The sequence below is a fragment of the uncultured Barnesiella sp. genome (genome assembly GCF_946496565.1).
Lineage (GTDB): Bacteria > Bacteroidota > Bacteroidia > Bacteroidales > Barnesiellaceae > Barnesiella > Barnesiella merdigallinarum.
Window position 1 is genome coordinate 48,143 of the sequence record NZ_CAMMHD010000008.1, and the last position, 16,447, is coordinate 64,589.

A 16,447-nucleotide genomic window follows, 5' to 3' on the forward strand; every position below is an offset into this window, starting at 1 on the left:
TATTAACGACTATGCAGATAGACGACCGACAATTTGAAAAGACGATACAATCGAAACTGGCAGGGCACGAAGCCGATGTCAGAGGCGATTTGTGGGCGGCTATCGAGTCGAAGTTACCCCAGAACGCTCCGCAGATTGCGACCCGTAGAGTTCCGCTCTACCGGCGTATCATCGCCTACTCGGCAGCCGCTGCGGCTGTGGGTATAGTCGTCGCTGTCGTATGGTGGCAGACGCCCGAGAAGCCTCTGGTTACCCCGATAGCCAACCAGCTATCGACTGAGGGGGTGGAGATGGTACAACCGGCAACAAACGACAGCGAGCAACCCCTCATTGCAGCAGCTACTCAACCGCAAACCACACACCCGGCACCCCGGGTTGCCCACAGCAAAAGGGCAACAGCTCCCGAAACTCAATCGTTGTTGAGTCACGAAGCTCTTGCCCACCCGGCTGAGCCGACGACTCCAACCCAGGTTGTCGCTCAACCCGAAGCAGCTACCTCCTCTACCGCTGCACAAAAATCGAACAACACCGACGCAGACTATCGCCGCAAGCTGGACCAGTTTGAAAACGACGGTCGGGAACTGAAAGAGAGCGGACTCACGGCCGACGAGTCGACGAAGAGAAAAGGCTCCGGCATTCAGATAGGCGTGATGGCAGCTAATGCCACTACCGACAAAAGCCAGAATACGGCAACGGCAATCCGCACCAAGACACCCATGCTGTTGTCGCGACGCAATCCCGTCTACCACTTCGAGCACAGAATGCCCATATCGGCGGGTATCACCATATCGAAGACCTTACCTAAAAACTGGGAACTGGAATCGGGATTGGTCTACACCTACCTCTATTCGAAATACAGTTCGACCAACGGCAACGGCAGCCAAGAGCTGCACTATCTGGGTATCCCCCTCAACGCAGTCTACCGCTTTGCCCGCATCAAGCGCCTGTCGTTCTACGCGGCAGCCGGCGGACAGGTAGATTTCTACCTGGCGGGAAGACAAAAAGACGAGGGATACGACGAGGGCATATCGGGTTCGGGATACAAGGAGCTGAAACACGAAAACGTGCAATTCTCAGTACAAGCCAATCTGGGCGCAGCCCTCACGCTGTACAAGCAGACCGAGCTCTATCTGGAACCCTACATGGCCTACTACTTCGAAAACAAATCGGAAATACATAATATCTGGAAGGACAAGCCTTTCAACTTCGGCTTGACCTTTGGCATAAGAACCGGATTTTAATCATAACCTAACTACCAAAATAGCAAACCAAACAATCTACAAGAAAACAATGAAAGCATTGAAATTTGTATCGGCTCTATCGTTGCTTTGCGGCGTCTTAACCCTCTCAAGCTGTCTGGGCGAAGGTGGCAATACCTTGTCGGTATACACCACCGGCAGCATCTACAAAACCAATACGGGCACCTCGTATATGTACCTCGACCGTACCGGACTGTCGGTCACAAGTAGCGAATTGCAAAGCGAAGATTGGGAAGAGGGCGACCGCCTGTTGGCCACAACGACTATCGACTTCGACAACCAAGGTACCCAAGTGTCGAACTACATCTATAACGCCACCATCTCGGGTATTCATCAATTCGATTGCAAAGACTATCTGTACAATGGCGCCTTCGGTGCATTCCAGAGCGATACCCTCCCCTCGCTCTACTCGATAGAGCCCTTTATCAACTATCGCAAAGATGATACCATCCTCACCTTTGCCTATGTGAAATACGAGGTTGAAAGCGGTGAAGCCGGTTCGCTGGAACTGATTCAACCCAAGATGTTCGACTTCGAGACCAAGACCGATACTCTCTATCTCGTCTACAACAAAGGAAATATCAAGGAGTCGAAAAGCTCGGACTACATCTCGTTCAAGCTGCCGCAATATCCGGTCAATACCGACATCAACGTGGTTGTGAGATACCAGGCAGCCAGCTCGAACTTCTCGACCGGTGGCAACGACAAGACCAGCAGATACTTCTCGTTCACCTACAACCGGCCCGAGACCTTGGAATAAAATCGAAAAAAAGCAACTTTTATTTTTGATGTTTATAATTTCAGACGGGGGTGTCCGTGAGGATACCTCTTTTTTTTATACCCTCTCGCGACCCGGGATGCCATGAAATAGAGCAATCTTTAAGCCTATCAGCACAAGTCTGTCTTCAGAATTGCCGGCTCGACCCGGCGAAAGAATTGATTGCGCCATATCCCAGATGCGGTCTGCATCAATATAAGCACACACTACATCAACACCTCGAAATAAAAGCTCAACCTACTTATATTGGAGTTAGGCCGGTTTCCTCACGAATTGCCCGCCAACACGATCGCAACGAAAAGTACCTTATTCTTTTAACAGCCCGAAAAAACTTCTAACTTTGTACCATCAAAAGCAGAACGGGGACATAAAAAAACTTTCAGTATAAAATTATACCTGATGAAGAATCACAGAAAAATCGTATACCTATTGCTCTGCATGGCAATTCTCGGGAATTCCTGCCGTCCGGAACAGCAATCAGAAACTCAGTTTATCGATAAGGCTCAACAGTTATTGACCCTGAATGACGAAGGTATCATACCCGATACGGCGGTAGACCAATTTTTTGATTTGATCCGAGAGAATCCTCAATCCTTGGATTCTCAATTAACCGATAGGAACCATAACATAGAGTCCATGGAGATGGCCACCTCGCCTGATGGCAATATGCGAACATACAGCATCGAACTATATGGCTTTGGAGGAATGCCTTCGTATGGATTCGAGACTCGCACCTTGCTTCAATATCGGGCCAACGATTCGGTCGTTTGTTTGGAACTGGACAGCATTCAAGGATATGTATCCCAGATAATCCGAATAGAGCCTTCGAAATCGCTATATATGCTTGCCGACTGCGAAGAGTTTAACACGCAAGGGTCTCATGTTTACATGAATCTGTGGGGCCTGCAGATAACCGACCAAGGAACTATTGCTCCGGCTCCGATATTTAAGAAGGAGACACATCTATTGACACATCTCGATTGGAGATGGGACGAATATGGTTACAATGACGAAACCGACCAAATCATCTTCTCGGCCGAGTTGTCCGAGCCGTATGAAATAGCTTATGATACCGTTTCGAACGAATTACATCTTCCTTATATCGTAACACATGGCGAATATTCCATAGCTACAGAAGCACATCGGGTATACCGGTGGAATGAAAAATATTTTGTAGACAAAGGGGTTGCTCCCCTGTTCGATTTGCATAGTGACGACTTCCATATTATCATCGATATACAGGCCAATGGCAATTACCGATATAGGTGTTGGAATAAGGGACGCAAAATCGATGACAAACCCGACTTGCAAATTGAAAACGGCATTAGAAAATGTTGGGACCAAGACGGAGAAGTCTTTGATTACAATGCTTTTTGTGAAAATTTTCAAGCCAAGCCTGCCGGAAAAATATATCTATTTTATAACCAGGGCTTTCGATATGAATATCACATGGGAGATATTCAAGGTAAAGTCGTCAACAAGTTGTGTATCTATAATCCTCAGAACAATCTGATTTACGAGCAATCTTACGATTGACATCCATTTCTGAAAAATCGCAACAAAACAACGACAGCCAACCGATTCAGAAAGAACCGATTGGCTGTCGCTATATGACTGTATAGGAATTACGGATTACCGATACATCTCGGCATGATCGGCCGTGTACCAGTCGTACATCTTCTGTACGCCCTCCTCGATTTCGATTTTGTGGTGCCAGCCCAGGTTGTGCAGTTTGGTCACATCGGTGAGCTTGCGCATGGTACCGTCGGGTTTCTCAGGGTTGAAGCGAACCTCGCCCTTGTACCCGATAACCTCCTGGATGCGATGAGCCAGAGCGGCGATGGTAATCTCCTTGCCGGTACCGATGTTGATGTGGCAGTTGCGCACCTCGGGATTGTCGCCCTTAACATCGGCAAAATCGACATGCTCGAGAATATAGACCGAAGCGTCGGCCATCTCCTCGCTCCACAGAAACTCACGCAGCGGTTTGCCCGTACCCCACAGCTCTACCCGGTCGGGATAGATGCCATACTTGGCCAGCACGGCAAGGATAGCCTCGTTGGTAGCTTTACCGTCTACGCCCTCGACAGGTCGCAACGAGAGGTCTTTGCGCACAGCCTCCCAATCGTTTTCCATCAGACACTTGGCCAAATGTATTTTACGAATCATAGCCGGGAGCACATGGCTGCGCTCGAGGTCGAAGTTGTCGTTGGGCCCGTAAAGGTTGGTGGGCATCACGGCGATATAGTTGGTACCATATTGCAGGTTGAAGCTCTCGCACATCTTCAGTCCGGCAATCTTGGCAATGGCATAGGGCTCGTTGGTATACTCCAGCGGCGAGGTGAGCAGCGCATCCTCCTTCATCGGCTGCTGGGCATCGCGCGGATAGATGCAGGTACTGCCCAGGAAGAGCAGCTTTTTCACGCCATGACGGAAGCTCTCGCCGATGACGTTTTGCTGAATCTGCAAATTCTGATAGATGAAATCGGCCCGATAGATGCTGTTGGCCATGATACCCCCCACATGAGCGGCGGCCAGAATCACATATTCGGGTTGCTCCTCGTCGAAGAAGCGTTTCACGGCTACCCCGTCGAGCAGGTCGAGCTCTTTGTGCGAACGGCCGATGAGATGGGTATACCCTTTTTCCTGCAAGTTTTTCCATATAGCCGAACCCACCAGACCGTGGTGACCGGCTACATAAATCTTGGCATCTTTTTCCATGATAAATATCTCCTATTTAACAATACCTTTTTCCAAATATTCGGCCAGGTTCATGCGAATCTCGTCGCCGGCACGCTCGACAGCCACCTTGGCCATATCGGCATCGACCATAATCTTCACGAGCTCTTCGAACGAAGTCTTCATCGGGTCCCAACCCAACTCGCGCTTGGCCTTCGAGGGATCGCCCCACAGGTTCACCACGTCGGTCGGGCGATAGAAATCGGGCGAAACTTCTACGAGCACACGGCCGGTAGCCCGGTCGATGCCCTTCTCGCTCTCTCCCTCGCCTACGAAATCGAGCTCGATGCCCACGTGGTGGAAAGCCAACTGGCAGAACTCACGAACGGAGTGCTGCACACCGGTAGCAATCACGAAATCTTCGGGCTTGTCGTTTTGCAGAATGAGCCACATGCACTCGACATAATCCTTGGCATAACCCCAGTCGCGCAACGACGAGAGATTACCCAGGTAGAGCTTGTCCTGTTTACCCTGAGCAATACGAGCGGCAGCCAGCGTAATCTTACGGGTTACGAAGGTCTCGCCACGACGCTCCGACTCGTGATTGAAGAGGATACCCGAGCAGCAGAACATGTTGTAAGCCTCGCGATACTCCTTCACAATCCAGTATCCATACAGCTTGGCTACGGCATACGGGCTATACGGGTGGAACGGAGTCTGCTCGTTCTGAGGCACCTGCTCTACCTTGCCATACAACTCGGAAGTCGAAGCCTGATAGATGCGACAGGTCTCGGCCAATCCGCATTGGCGAACGGCCTCCAGAATACGCAATACGCCTGTAGCGTCGACATCGGCCGTGAACTCGGGAGCATCAAACGACACCTGTACATGGCTCTGGGCGGCCAGATTGTAAATCTCGTCGGGGCGCACTTTGCCTACGACCTGAATCAGACTCATCGAGTCGCCCAAGTCGGCATAATGCAGGTGGAAATGCGGACGGCCCTCCAGGTGGGCGATACGCTCACGATAATCGACCGACGAGCGACGAATGGTTCCGTGCACGTCATAACCCTTTTCCAGCAGGAACTCTGCCAAGAACGATCCGTCTTGACCGGTAATACCGGTAATCAATGCTGTTTTCATCTTGTATGCTTATGTTTGATTGTTTTCTTTTATTATAAAACTCTGTTATCTGAACTATATTCGTCGATTACACGACTGCAAAATTATCTAAATTCGAGAGAATTGTCAACCTCAATCGGGCTCTATTTACGACCAACGACGAGGATTCTATTCGACCTTGCCCGGCAACTTCTTGCGCCGGCGTTTGCGATTCCACTCCTGAACGAGCAACTTGGGCAACGACTCGATAATCAGCCAGCAACGACGCAACTGCTTCTTGGGCTCGCAATAGATGCGATGCAGGAACTCGAGGTGGGCCCGCACCATCCAATAGGGCGCCCGGTTCACATCGGTACCGCTGTAAAATTTAAAAGCAGCTCCCACGGCAATCATCACCCCACTCTTCAGGTAAGGCTTCAGCTTGCTCATAAAAATCTCTTGCTTGGGAGCCCCCAATGCTATCCAGATAATCTCGGCACGATCTTTCTCCAGCATCTGGGCAATGGCCGGATAGTCAAAATCGTCGACCGCCTTGTAGGGCAATGAGTAGAACCACATGTCGTTGATGCGCGGGTCAATCTCTGACAAATGACGTTTCAGCCCGTCCAGCGTCTGCTGTGTAGTACCCAGAAAGGCCATGCGATAGCGCCGCTGATGAATGATATCCATAAAAATCTCGCTACCGCAGTACTGCTTACGCTCGATACCATAGATCCATCGCAAATACAACGGCACATAACCGCTGTCGCAAATCGAGAACATCGACCCGTCTACCACCTGACAATAAGCCGGGTCGCGATTTACCGTAGCCAGAATCACACCGTCGGATACACAAATATACCCTGGCTTCTTCATTAACAACGCCTCGTCGATAGCCCGAAAAACGGCATGCTTGTCGAACTCGTACCTGATGTTGAAATACTTCTCCATAAAAAATGATGTGTAAAGTTACCGTCGAGACTCCCCTAACCCCGACTACAAAACTTTTTCGATTTACAGCTTGCTGATTTTTAGTAATTTAAAAAAGAAATCTTTTAATCGGGCAACAACATACGATGAGAAAAAGATTAATGGTACTATAATAAAGAAATATATGCCAAATTGTTGCTGAGTAACAAAAAAATGTTTGATAAAAATTGGGTAATATAAAGCATCAAATATATAACAACACAAGTAAATACCTAATGTTGCTTGTGCTAATTTAGCCAAAGCCTTCTTTACCCGTTCTGATTTTATATCAATACTATAAAACATCAAAAATATGACAACGGAGTTTGTTAATCCAAAAATTCCAGTAGGGTCGCCTAATATTTGTATTAACGTATGATTATTTACAAATAGGATATTAAATATTGGATTTATCATTGATATCAGCAATACTATTGGTATACCAATCTTAAATGAACACTTCGGCTTATATTCTCGAATAAAAGCTCCTATAAAATAAAAAGTTAATGGATATATACTTTCCCAAAATCCAGGCATCAGATGTAATCCATAACGATTTGTAAAAATAGGGACAGATGTAAGAAATATCAATATAATCAATAATCCATATTTCAATCGCTTACTATCTATGTTTTTATACAATATATTTAGATATGGAGAAAGTAAAAATAGACCAATCCACATTTCAATATACCAAGCATAAGGTATTGCAGAAAAGTCAAGTATTTTTAATAACCATTTTGTCCATGACAAATCATCTTGTAAATAATATTTCCTAAACAAAATTGTTATTATAGAGAAAAATAGATATGATAATATTACTTTTATACCTCGCTTATAATACTTTTTATCAAAAGTTTTTGTACTCAATAAAAATCCAGATAGCATCATAAAAAATGGAGTTCCTTTGAATATAAAGTTTGCCATGGCTTGTACAAACAAAGAAAAACTTCCATCATATATTGTAGATTTAAAAGGGGTATTTAATACAAAAAAATGTCCTGCTATTGTAAATAGACTAGCAAATACTCGAATAATATCTAATCCTGCAATCCGCTTCTGAGATACTTTTTGTTCTCTTACTAATTGTTCCATAAATTATCTATTCTTATTGTCTCTTTTAATCTAAAAAATACGAAAAAACTGTTCTTCAAAATCTCTTACGACTAAACAACTACTTTCATAAAAATGGGAGAAGACGAACAAAAGATGTAAAACTCTACGCTTCAACAGTTTTTTCATATAAAATCAAACCATTCCCTTATAAAGAGGAATAGCTCTTATATAACGAGGATAACAAATATTCTTTATAACTAATATTTCCTTCTCACTTCTTGAAACAATCTATCCCACTTCTTATAAATCACTCCCGATGAGTATTCACATTGTAACTTTTCGAAAGCCATCTGACCTAACCGAGCTATTTCATCGGGAGCATGCCACAACGAAACGATTTGCCGTTCCAAATCGTCGAGATTATTGGGCTCGAACAATTTACCAATAGCCGAATCGCCCCGACCGATAATCTCGGTAAATCCCCCATGTGCTGGTCCGATTGTAGGCTTACCATAGCATGCAGCCTCGAGAATGGCCATAGGGAAACCTTCGTAGCAACGACTGGGCATCACCACAAAACGAGCTTGATGAATAAAATCTGCCAACTCCGCTTTTTGTAGATACCCCATAAATTGCACATTATCGGGAATCTCAATATCGGTTTGTTCACGTTTGGCTCCAGCGAATCGGAACTGGATCGTCGGATTCCGACGGGCCACCTCTACCAACAGATCATATCCTTTTTCGTAACTCAACCGACCAATATAAGCGACATACGCACCCTCGGTCGACTCATAAGATACAGGAGCATCTACACTATTAGGTATCACTCGTATCTTCTGCGCATCATACCCGGCTGCAATCAATTTCTGCCTTTGAAAATCGGTAATACAGGCATACGCATCGACATTCTTCTGATAAGCCCCCGTCCAACGGGCATAGACATTGCGAAGGGTATATCCCAGCGATTTCAACCGACTATGTTCGCAGTTATATCGCACACAACTCCACTCGTTTCCTCTTTCCAAGCAAGTCTCACAAGGCATACCATCGCGCATGAACAAGCCCGTAGGACAAATCAATCGAAAGTTGTGAATCGTCATCACCACCGGTACCCCAGCCTTTTTACACTCAAAGAGAGCCGCCGGACTAATAAAGGGATAAAGATTATGCACATTCACCACATCAGGGCGCTCCTGGCGCAAAACCTCTCGCATCCCCCGCACCCCTGAAGGAGAATAGATACCTGACAGAAAGCCGGCCACCTTGCCGCCCGCCGACTCTCTCACACCCTCAGTCGTTCGGCGATAAAACGCCACCTCATGACCATGAGTAGAAAGCATCGCCGCCATCTTATCAACAACAGCCTCCTCACCACTATATTTCCCGTAATTGTTATGTACCAGAAGAATCTTCATCTGTCATATTTGCTTATCAAATGTTCTCCCCATTCTCGAACATCTGCATATTTCTTCGCTGGATTTCCAATCATAATAGAATAATCTTCTATATTTCCTTTAATCACAGCTCCTGCTCCTATTATACAATATTTGCCGATCTTTGTCCCTGGCAATACAATAGCACCGGCACCAATAAAACTATGCTCTCCAATAGTTACCGATTTGAATGCCATATCATTAAAACGTTAATAGCTCGCATTCCAATTAAAAAAGACCAATCATGAGTTAAGATTACTGTCTTTGTTGATATAACACAACCATTTCCTATAACCAAACGGCCTCCGTTACCAGGGTTAGCATCCAGGAAAGCATCATAATGTATATACTCTGGAGCTCCTATAAAATCAACGCCGACTCTTTTATACGCCTTCATAATCAAAGGCATATACCACTTAGCAAAAATACTACGACTTATAAAGGCTAATAATCGCAATAAATAAAAAAGGATTCTATTCATATCAATACTGCCTAATAATAAATAATCTAACATTCTTAGGGAGCATTGCCAAAAAGAAAAAAGGTATCACCTTCATATTAAATGGATAATAGAACAATGATATTAAAACTTCTTTCATTGTTTCTATTTTCTCCCCATAACGAATAGCTACAGAAGCTCTCATCTTATGCCAATGAGAAATATACCTTTTCAACGCCATTTTTCCCGGATAAACAGATAACAATTTTACCAATTCTTTTCCTACCGGATCACCTTTATCTTGCCGACGAGGTGGTAAATTTGTCAACACATAACCTTCTCCTAAATTATAGATAGCTTCTACTTCTTTTGAATAGGCAATTTCTCCTTTCACAGCCAATCTTGCCCAAGTCAATAAATCCTCTCCCGATCTAATTCCTACCGGAAATCCACCTATTGCCTGTATAGCCTGTTTCTTTACTACAATAGAGGAAGTCCATAAAGGAGAATGCGAGCAACTGGCTACCTCAAAATAATTAGAGAGGATTCCATCTTCACCTGTAAAAGGTAACTTACGAATAATCGTCGGAGTTACTTTCCCTTCTATATTCCGAAATTCATAATTACACGCAAATACATTGCAATCGGGATATTTTTGAGAAAGATGATACTGAGTAGCCAAATACTCCGGTTTCCACTCATCGTCGGCATCCAAGAAAGCTATCAAATCACCTTTTGCCTCCTCAATACCCCGGTTTCGTGCAGCCGCTACACCAGCATTCTTCTGATGAATCAATCGAATACGTGAATCACTGAGTTTCTCTACCTCCGCAACACTTCCATCAGTAGAACCATCATCGACTATCACGACTTCAAAATCTTGAAAAGTCTGATTCAGTACAGATTGTAACGTATGAGCAATTTGTTTCTCTTTATTATATAAAGGGATTACGACTGATATCATTGTTCTATTTCTTTATTGAACTGTTCTGTAATTTCTGCATTGATTACCTTTTGGCCTTCGGAATTAAGATGTATAGGGTCAAAGAATAATTCATACTGCGTAGAAAATTGAGGATTAAAATCCCAATAATAAATCATTGGTGATGAAGCTGCTTTCTTACGAAAATATGAAATAATTTTCTGATACTGATCCGGTTCATATTCATTCAAAGGAGCAGCAATAGGCGTATTAACTAATATTACTTTAATTCCTTTTTGTATTAAAAGTTCCAATGTTTTCTCGAAGTAATCAATCAAATCTTGCTCAAAGTGAATATGTCGCTGTTGCCCCTTTCCAATTTGTTCTTTCAAAGCATCCACATCAAGATATCCTACTTTATAATTACTCCAATCATATCTATACCCTCGTATAGCACTATTGATAAGAGCATCGGAATATCGAGAAGTACAAATAAGTTTATGAACCCAATAATCTGAAAAATCAGCCGACTCTTTTATATATTCATTCATATTCTCTTCATCAATAAATGGATAGAACAATTTGTATGAATTTTTACTTAATCCAGCCCCCGTAAACATAAATTGATCTACCCCATAAAGCACAACCTGTAACGAATCGCTATATGGAGAAGATAAATATTGTTTTACCATTTCGTAACGATCGGCAACATTTACACCCTCCCGGCAATACTTCGAGACCGAAAGTCCTATGCCTCTCTCAAAATTGGATTTATCGACGGCTAACATTAAATGAGAATGGCCTATCAATAAAACTTCAGAATGTTGATTAAGCCCAAAATAACGATTCAATCCATTATTCAATAGCCACCCTATTCCTCGGTCAAGACCTATGAACACAAGCACAAAGAGCAATATGGATAATATTCTTCGCTTCATGAATAATTAAAATTGGAAATAGACAAATTGATCACTTGAAACACCAAACAAACCTATTGCGAGTAAAAGGAAAAGATATTCCCAAGCAGATTTTTGAGGAAGTATATTTCTGTACATTAAATATTCTCGCAACATGAATATCCCCAATAAAAGCATGGTAAGTAATGTACTAAATGTAGAACTGCCCCAATAGACAGGCGAAATGATGTCGCTACAAATACGCGTTACTACGTGCCACGCCTCTACACTGTTTTCTATCCGGAAAAATATCCATGCAAATGTAATCATCACAAACACCAACAAGTGATATAGGATATTCGGTCTCTTTGGGCCCCAAAAACGCTCAACCAAATAAAAAACTGCGTGCATTGCGCCCCATAGAACAAAAGACCAAGTCGCGCCATGCCAAATTCCACTAACAGGAAAACCAACGAAATATTCAATATCCATCGGGCCTGACTAACACGATTTCCCCCCAATGATATATATACATATTCTGTGAACCAGGATGTCAACGAAATATGCCATCGGCGCCAAAACTCCTTGAACGTATTGACACAATACGGAAAATTGAAATTCTGCATAATCTTAAATCCCATAACACGGCCTGAACCAATAGCCATATCGGCGTATCCACTAAAATCGCAATATATCTGGAAACTGTAAAACAAGGCAGCAAGAGCCAATGTACTGCCCGAGTGAGATTCTGGAGAAAAATAAACCACATTGACATATTCAGCCAAACGATCTGCTATAACCACTTTTTTGAATAACCCCCAAATAAAAAGGCCTGCACCTTCCTTAAAATTATCCCAATTAACAGAAGTTTTTTCTTTCAGTTGAGGAATTAAATTGCGAGCTCTCTCTATAGGTCCGGATAATAAAGTTGGGAAAAATGCAATAAATAAAGCTACATCTACCACATTCTTTTCTGGTTTTATTTTCTGCCTATATATATCTATACTGTATGACAATGCTTGAAACGTAAAAAAGGACAATCCTACGGGTAATAAAATAGTCGGATTGGCCAAATAGGCATATTTGAAAAATACCAACTGAGCTATAGACAGTACAATGGCTGTAGTTACAAATCTCTTTCCGCTTTTCCCTTGTTGCTGATCTCGTGCAATCCACGACCCGCAAAAGTAATTGACGACAGTTGTATATATCAGCAATATAACAAACCAGCTATGTAACTGAGCATAAAAATAATATGATGCTGTTAAGAGAAACAAATTCCTTAATTTCAAGGTATTTTTGTTATTCGTGCTTACGAATAACAAAAATATAATACAAAAAAAGAATAGATATTCAAACGTATTAAACAACATACCTCTAACCTCGTTTATATCCGGCAATTAAGCCCAACATCATTCCATAAAAGCCACAGGGATAAGACAATGTAGCCATAGTATAGTTAATCACATTATCGGTATACATAGTCAATAATGTACCAGCCGCCGATGCGCCAGCCACAATAGCACAAAGATGTATTGCCGTATCGTAACGTCGGTTTTGAAAAACAATAAAGCAATGAAAAATCAGAGCTAAAAAACTACCTCCGAAAAGTACAATTCCAATCAAACCATTATCACACAAAATCTGTACATAATCGTTATGGCAAATTCTTATAGATCCGAATGGATGTTGCAATGAGTAAAATACTTCTTGCAAATTTCCCGTTCCGGTTCCCGTTAATTCTTCTCCATAAAAGAACTTATTTAATGACCACTCCCACATGGCAAAACGTCCGTTGCTATTGATATCATCCATTGATATTTCGCCAGCATTTAATTGTTCTATATTTTTCCCATTATCATCAAAAAACATTTTTTCACGAACGGAAGGAATAGCAAATACAGCCACAATAAACAAAATAAATACCGAAAACATTACCGGCAAAGATTTCAGTTTATATTTAAAGAAAAAGAAGGTCATCAGGGCCAATGTCGTTCCCATAATACTGGTACGGAATACCCACAATATACAAGGGAGCATAAATAGAATACAAAGCAAAAGATTCTTTCTCTTCTCCCGTGTATAATAAAACAGAGCTAAAGAGAACACACACATGGATATATAATTGATAGCACTAGCTGTACCATACCAGAATACTCCCGGGAAAAGACGGCCTACATATGGAATAAAAAATACACCGATAGATATTAAAGCCACTATACGAGCCCCTATCCCAGCCTTAAGGAATACCTCCTTATCACGCACTGCAGTCGAAGCAAACAACATAATAAGTAGCGGATAGAGATACTTCAAAATCACCCGGAATCCATATCCGGGTGCCGGGGTATAACTCAATCCTACCACTAACCAGATAATATAAATCAGATAAAATATAATGGCCGGGCTCCATTGTGGAGATCGTTTACAAATAAACAGACCTACTAAGCAAAACACCTCCAATACCATTAGGCGAATAGCCATCAAATCCAAAGCGCCAGGTGCCGAAAAGGCCAACAAGCCGGTAGAGAAAGTCAGCACCCAAAACATCTCGGGCCCGTCCATCACCATCTTCTGCTCCCGATTCAACGGATTGGTCATTACCCCTTGCTTCATCGTCAGAAACTTCAACCCGACCAAGGTGATTATCAAGAAATATAGATAATTGAGTAGATACATATTTATCTATTCAACGGTATCAACCGCTTATACAAATCGTTAAACAACTGAGAATATCGCTCGAAACTATATTGCCCCACATACGCCATAGCCTCCTCTGAATAGTGCTGCAAAAGGGTTATATCATCCTCTAACGAACCTATTTTATCAGCCATATCGTCGATAGATTCAGGAGTATGCAGTAATCCAACTTCTCGATCGCGTACAACCTCGGGCAGTCCTCCTATACGAGAAGCCACCACCACACACCCGTTAGCCATCGCTTCGATAGCAGTAAGTCCGAAACCTTCGCTACGCGAAGGCATCAGCACAATATCCATACGACCATACCAATCAGAAAGTCGTTCCTGAGGTTGTCGCCCGGCCCATTCAATACCATCAGCACAACCCAATTCTTGAGCCTGCTGCTGCATTCGTGCTCGTAATGAACCATCACCTACTACAATCAAGCGAGTATCGGGATATTTTGCTCTTACCCGCGCAAAAGCAGGAACCACCAAATCCATGCCCTTAATCTCTTCCAATCGACTGACAACCCCTAAAGTCACAGGCCGGCTGAAACGACGAGGCTCCCGCCGAATCGAAAATTCGGCAGGAAGAGCGTTGTAAATCGTAAAGTGATTACGCCGTTTCAATGGAGTATCCTCACTATATAGCTGCGAAGAACCAAAGAACGATTGCTCGGCCAACTCGGTAATACAAGTAAATGCCCTCACGCAATGTCGCTGAATGAAATAGACCAACCACAGATTGGGATATATATCAGCTGCCGTGTGGGCCGTAGCTATAATTTGCCGAAGCCCCAATAATCGCAAAAGCAAAATAGGAATAGCCCCAGGCGCCATATATTGCACATGAGCCACATCGGGCTTATATTGTTTCAATACTTTCCACAGACCCTTATAAAGGAACAAGATTCCTCGCCAACCACTAATCCGAGTCCCCGTCGAACTAAGGCAGACCACCTCACTACCCGACCGACGAAACCGAGTGACCATATCATCGCTATACTCAAAATAGCAAACAGTCACCACCCGATGCCCCCCAGCTACAAAAGCCTGAACAAGATTCAACGTCTGTATCTCTGTTCCACCAGTCAATAAACAAGGTATGCAAACAAGGATTGTCATGATATAATACTTCTTATCAATTTATTGCTCGATAATTTAAATCGGCTGATTAACGACTCATTCTGGATATTTATACTATTAACAAAATCAACCCTATTAGAAAAACCAGACTTATAGGTTTCCTCTCCTCGCAAGTGATCAAACTTAATCAATTTCCGGTCTATAGCTCTTTTTATCAAATAGAACAAATGTACCTTTGTTGGTGAAAATTTAGCATATTCATGATCCCCAATTGGCATATAATAATAATATACTCCTTTATACTCAAATCCTAAATGCCAAGCTATAGGTCTTTCTCCTATATTAAGCGAAGAAAAATGAGTAATAGGCATACCTTCTTCAAGCATATTTTTATGAAAATTTGGAGCTTTATACGCTTTAGGCCACCGCATTGAATGTTCTTTCATAAAAATTGAGAACGTATCTTTTACTTCCTCAAAAGAAGAATATTCGTGAATATTCAAATTACCAAGTTCACCCATACGCCTAATCTGCCTACGAATATCTCCCCGTAAACTTGTTTTAAAAAAAGACATTAAATCATCTTCACTTTTCAGTTCTGACAATTCCAAATACGGACAAGGCTCCTGTTGAGCCCAATTCCGCCCCGATTCTATATACCTATTTGTAATGCCGTCTACAATTATACAATCTACAGAAAATGTCTTCAATAAATTAAATAGAGAATTCCAAAAAAGAGAAATATCACAAGGTATATGTCGAAATATCGGATTATGATAATCATAATCCGAATATCCAACCGGTATTATTTCCCTCAGAAACATATTTCTCCAATTCCTTTTCCATAGTACAAAAGGAATAAAAACCTCATTCCCAGAAGAAGTATCATTTCCCCATATAAATATAGGCGATAGCCTTCGTATTGGCAAATAAGTATCAATCCACGATTTTACCAACATAGGATGAAAAAAAACATGGGCTGTAGGCGATATCTCTAGTAATCGAGTCCATCGATTTTTATAAGAATCACTCCATATAATACTCCAATCATTACAAAGCTCAAACTTCCACATATTCTATATTAATTCGGTATTATCATCTCATTAATAAATATAACATACTCTATTTCAAAAACTAATTTTTAA

Annotated in this window: 15 protein-coding genes; 3 read left to right on the forward strand and 12 right to left on the reverse strand. The window is 42.6% G+C overall.

Features of this window, described 5'->3' with window-relative positions; genetic code table 11:
- Positions 1-11 precede the first annotated feature (11 nt).
- The 3 genes from Q1K76_RS05760 to Q1K76_RS05770 all read left to right on the forward strand — a co-directional run bounded on the left by Q1K76_RS05760 (position 12) and on the right by Q1K76_RS05770 (position 3,573).
- Positions 12-1,241, forward strand: a complete 1,230-nt coding sequence (locus Q1K76_RS05760) for a porin family protein (protein WP_300131749.1) — start codon at positions 12-14, stop codon at positions 1,239-1,241.
- Between the two features lie 49 nt (positions 1,242-1,290).
- Complete coding sequence (locus Q1K76_RS05765; RefSeq protein WP_087407528.1) at positions 1,291-2,019, forward strand: hypothetical protein; 729 nt, start codon at positions 1,291-1,293, stop codon at positions 2,017-2,019.
- 417 nt (positions 2,020-2,436) lie between these two features.
- Positions 2,437-3,573: a hypothetical protein gene (locus Q1K76_RS05770; protein ID WP_300131752.1), complete on the forward strand. Its 1,137-nt coding sequence runs from the start codon at positions 2,437-2,439 to the stop codon at positions 3,571-3,573.
- A gap of 96 nt (positions 3,574-3,669) precedes the next feature.
- Here the strand turns inward: Q1K76_RS05770 and Q1K76_RS05775 are convergent, their stop codons facing one another.
- The 12 genes from Q1K76_RS05775 to Q1K76_RS05830 all read right to left on the reverse strand — a co-directional run bounded on the left by Q1K76_RS05775 (position 3,670) and on the right by Q1K76_RS05830 (position 16,375).
- Positions 3,670-4,758, reverse strand: a complete 1,089-nt coding sequence (locus Q1K76_RS05775) for a GDP-L-fucose synthase (protein ID WP_258327236.1) — start codon at positions 4,756-4,758, stop codon at positions 3,670-3,672.
- A gap of 12 nt (positions 4,759-4,770) precedes the next feature.
- Entirely contained in the window at positions 4,771-5,859 is a 1,089-nt protein-coding gene (gene gmd, locus Q1K76_RS05780; protein WP_300131755.1) for a GDP-mannose 4,6-dehydratase, read from the reverse strand.
- Between the two features lie 147 nt (positions 5,860-6,006).
- The gene (locus Q1K76_RS05785) at positions 6,007-6,768 is read right to left on the reverse strand and encodes a WecB/TagA/CpsF family glycosyltransferase (protein ID WP_258327238.1); all 762 of its coding nucleotides are present in this window, start codon (positions 6,766-6,768) and stop codon (positions 6,007-6,009) included.
- Positions 6,769-6,831: 63 nt separating this feature from the next.
- Positions 6,832-7,881: an acyltransferase family protein gene (locus Q1K76_RS05790; RefSeq protein ID WP_300131757.1), complete on the reverse strand. Its 1,050-nt coding sequence runs from the start codon at positions 7,879-7,881 to the stop codon at positions 6,832-6,834.
- A 218-nt stretch (positions 7,882-8,099) separates the two neighbouring features.
- Positions 8,100-9,260, reverse strand: a complete 1,161-nt coding sequence (locus tag Q1K76_RS05795; protein ID WP_300131758.1) for a glycosyltransferase family 4 protein — start codon at positions 9,258-9,260, stop codon at positions 8,100-8,102.
- A complete protein-coding gene (locus tag Q1K76_RS05800) occupies positions 9,257-9,475 on the reverse strand; it encodes a DapH/DapD/GlmU-related protein (protein WP_300131760.1) in 219 nt (72 codons plus the stop codon). The genes Q1K76_RS05795 and Q1K76_RS05800 overlap by 4 nt, the downstream gene beginning before the upstream one ends.
- A 285-nt stretch (positions 9,476-9,760) precedes the next feature.
- Complete coding sequence (locus Q1K76_RS05805) at positions 9,761-10,681, reverse strand: glycosyltransferase family 2 protein (RefSeq protein ID WP_300131763.1); 921 nt, start codon at positions 10,679-10,681, stop codon at positions 9,761-9,763.
- Entirely contained in the window at positions 10,678-11,577 is a 900-nt protein-coding gene (locus Q1K76_RS05810) for an SGNH/GDSL hydrolase family protein (RefSeq protein WP_300131766.1), read from the reverse strand. Before Q1K76_RS05810 ends, Q1K76_RS05805 begins: the two co-directional genes overlap by 4 nt.
- Positions 11,578-11,864: 287 nt before the next feature.
- On the reverse strand, positions 11,865-12,827 hold the full coding sequence (locus tag Q1K76_RS05815) for an MBOAT family O-acyltransferase (RefSeq protein ID WP_300131769.1): 963 nt from the start codon (positions 12,825-12,827) through the stop codon (positions 11,865-11,867).
- A gap of 85 nt (positions 12,828-12,912) precedes the next feature.
- Positions 12,913-14,211: an O-antigen ligase gene (locus Q1K76_RS05820; RefSeq protein ID WP_300131772.1), complete on the reverse strand. Its 1,299-nt coding sequence runs from the start codon at positions 14,209-14,211 to the stop codon at positions 12,913-12,915.
- A gap of 2 nt (positions 14,212-14,213) precedes the next feature.
- Positions 14,214-15,341: a glycosyltransferase gene (locus Q1K76_RS05825; RefSeq protein WP_300131774.1), complete on the reverse strand. Its 1,128-nt coding sequence runs from the start codon at positions 15,339-15,341 to the stop codon at positions 14,214-14,216.
- Entirely contained in the window at positions 15,338-16,375 is a 1,038-nt protein-coding gene (locus Q1K76_RS05830; RefSeq protein ID WP_300131777.1) for a GNAT family N-acetyltransferase, read from the reverse strand. The genes Q1K76_RS05825 and Q1K76_RS05830 overlap by 4 nt, the downstream gene beginning before the upstream one ends.
- Between the last annotated feature and the right edge of the window lie 72 nt (positions 16,376-16,447).

What these genes read in the sequence shown, in the direction of transcription:
- Q1K76_RS05760 (WP_300131749.1), top strand. Translation starts at nt 12, where the DNA reads ATGCAGATAGACGACCGACAATTTGAAAAGACGATACAATCGAAACTG.
- Q1K76_RS05765 (WP_087407528.1), top strand. Translation starts at nt 1,291, where the DNA reads ATGAAAGCATTGAAATTTGTATCGGCTCTATCGTTGCTTTGCGGCGTC.
- Q1K76_RS05770 (WP_300131752.1), top strand. Translation starts at nt 2,437, where the DNA reads ATGAAGAATCACAGAAAAATCGTATACCTATTGCTCTGCATGGCAATT.
- Q1K76_RS05775 (WP_258327236.1), bottom strand. Translation starts at nt 4,758, where the DNA reads ATGGAAAAAGATGCCAAGATTTATGTAGCCGGTCACCACGGTCTGGTG.
- gmd (WP_300131755.1), bottom strand. Translation starts at nt 5,859, where the DNA reads ATGAAAACAGCATTGATTACCGGTATTACCGGTCAAGACGGATCGTTC.
- Q1K76_RS05785 (WP_258327238.1), bottom strand. Translation starts at nt 6,768, where the DNA reads ATGGAGAAGTATTTCAACATCAGGTACGAGTTCGACAAGCATGCCGTT.
- Q1K76_RS05790 (WP_300131757.1), bottom strand. Translation starts at nt 7,881, where the DNA reads ATGGAACAATTAGTAAGAGAACAAAAAGTATCTCAGAAGCGGATTGCA.
- Q1K76_RS05795 (WP_300131758.1), bottom strand. Translation starts at nt 9,260, where the DNA reads ATGAAGATTCTTCTGGTACATAACAATTACGGGAAATATAGTGGTGAG.
- Q1K76_RS05800 (WP_300131760.1), bottom strand. Translation starts at nt 9,475, where the DNA reads ATGGCATTCAAATCGGTAACTATTGGAGAGCATAGTTTTATTGGTGCC.
- Q1K76_RS05805 (WP_300131763.1), bottom strand. Translation starts at nt 10,681, where the DNA reads ATGATATCAGTCGTAATCCCTTTATATAATAAAGAGAAACAAATTGCT.
- Q1K76_RS05810 (WP_300131766.1), bottom strand. Translation starts at nt 11,577, where the DNA reads ATGAAGCGAAGAATATTATCCATATTGCTCTTTGTGCTTGTGTTCATA.
- Q1K76_RS05820 (WP_300131772.1), bottom strand. Translation starts at nt 14,211, where the DNA reads ATGTATCTACTCAATTATCTATATTTCTTGATAATCACCTTGGTCGGG.
- Q1K76_RS05825 (WP_300131774.1), bottom strand. Translation starts at nt 15,341, where the DNA reads ATGACAATCCTTGTTTGCATACCTTGTTTATTGACTGGTGGAACAGAG.
- Q1K76_RS05830 (WP_300131777.1), bottom strand. Translation starts at nt 16,375, where the DNA reads ATGTGGAAGTTTGAGCTTTGTAATGATTGGAGTATTATATGGAGTGAT.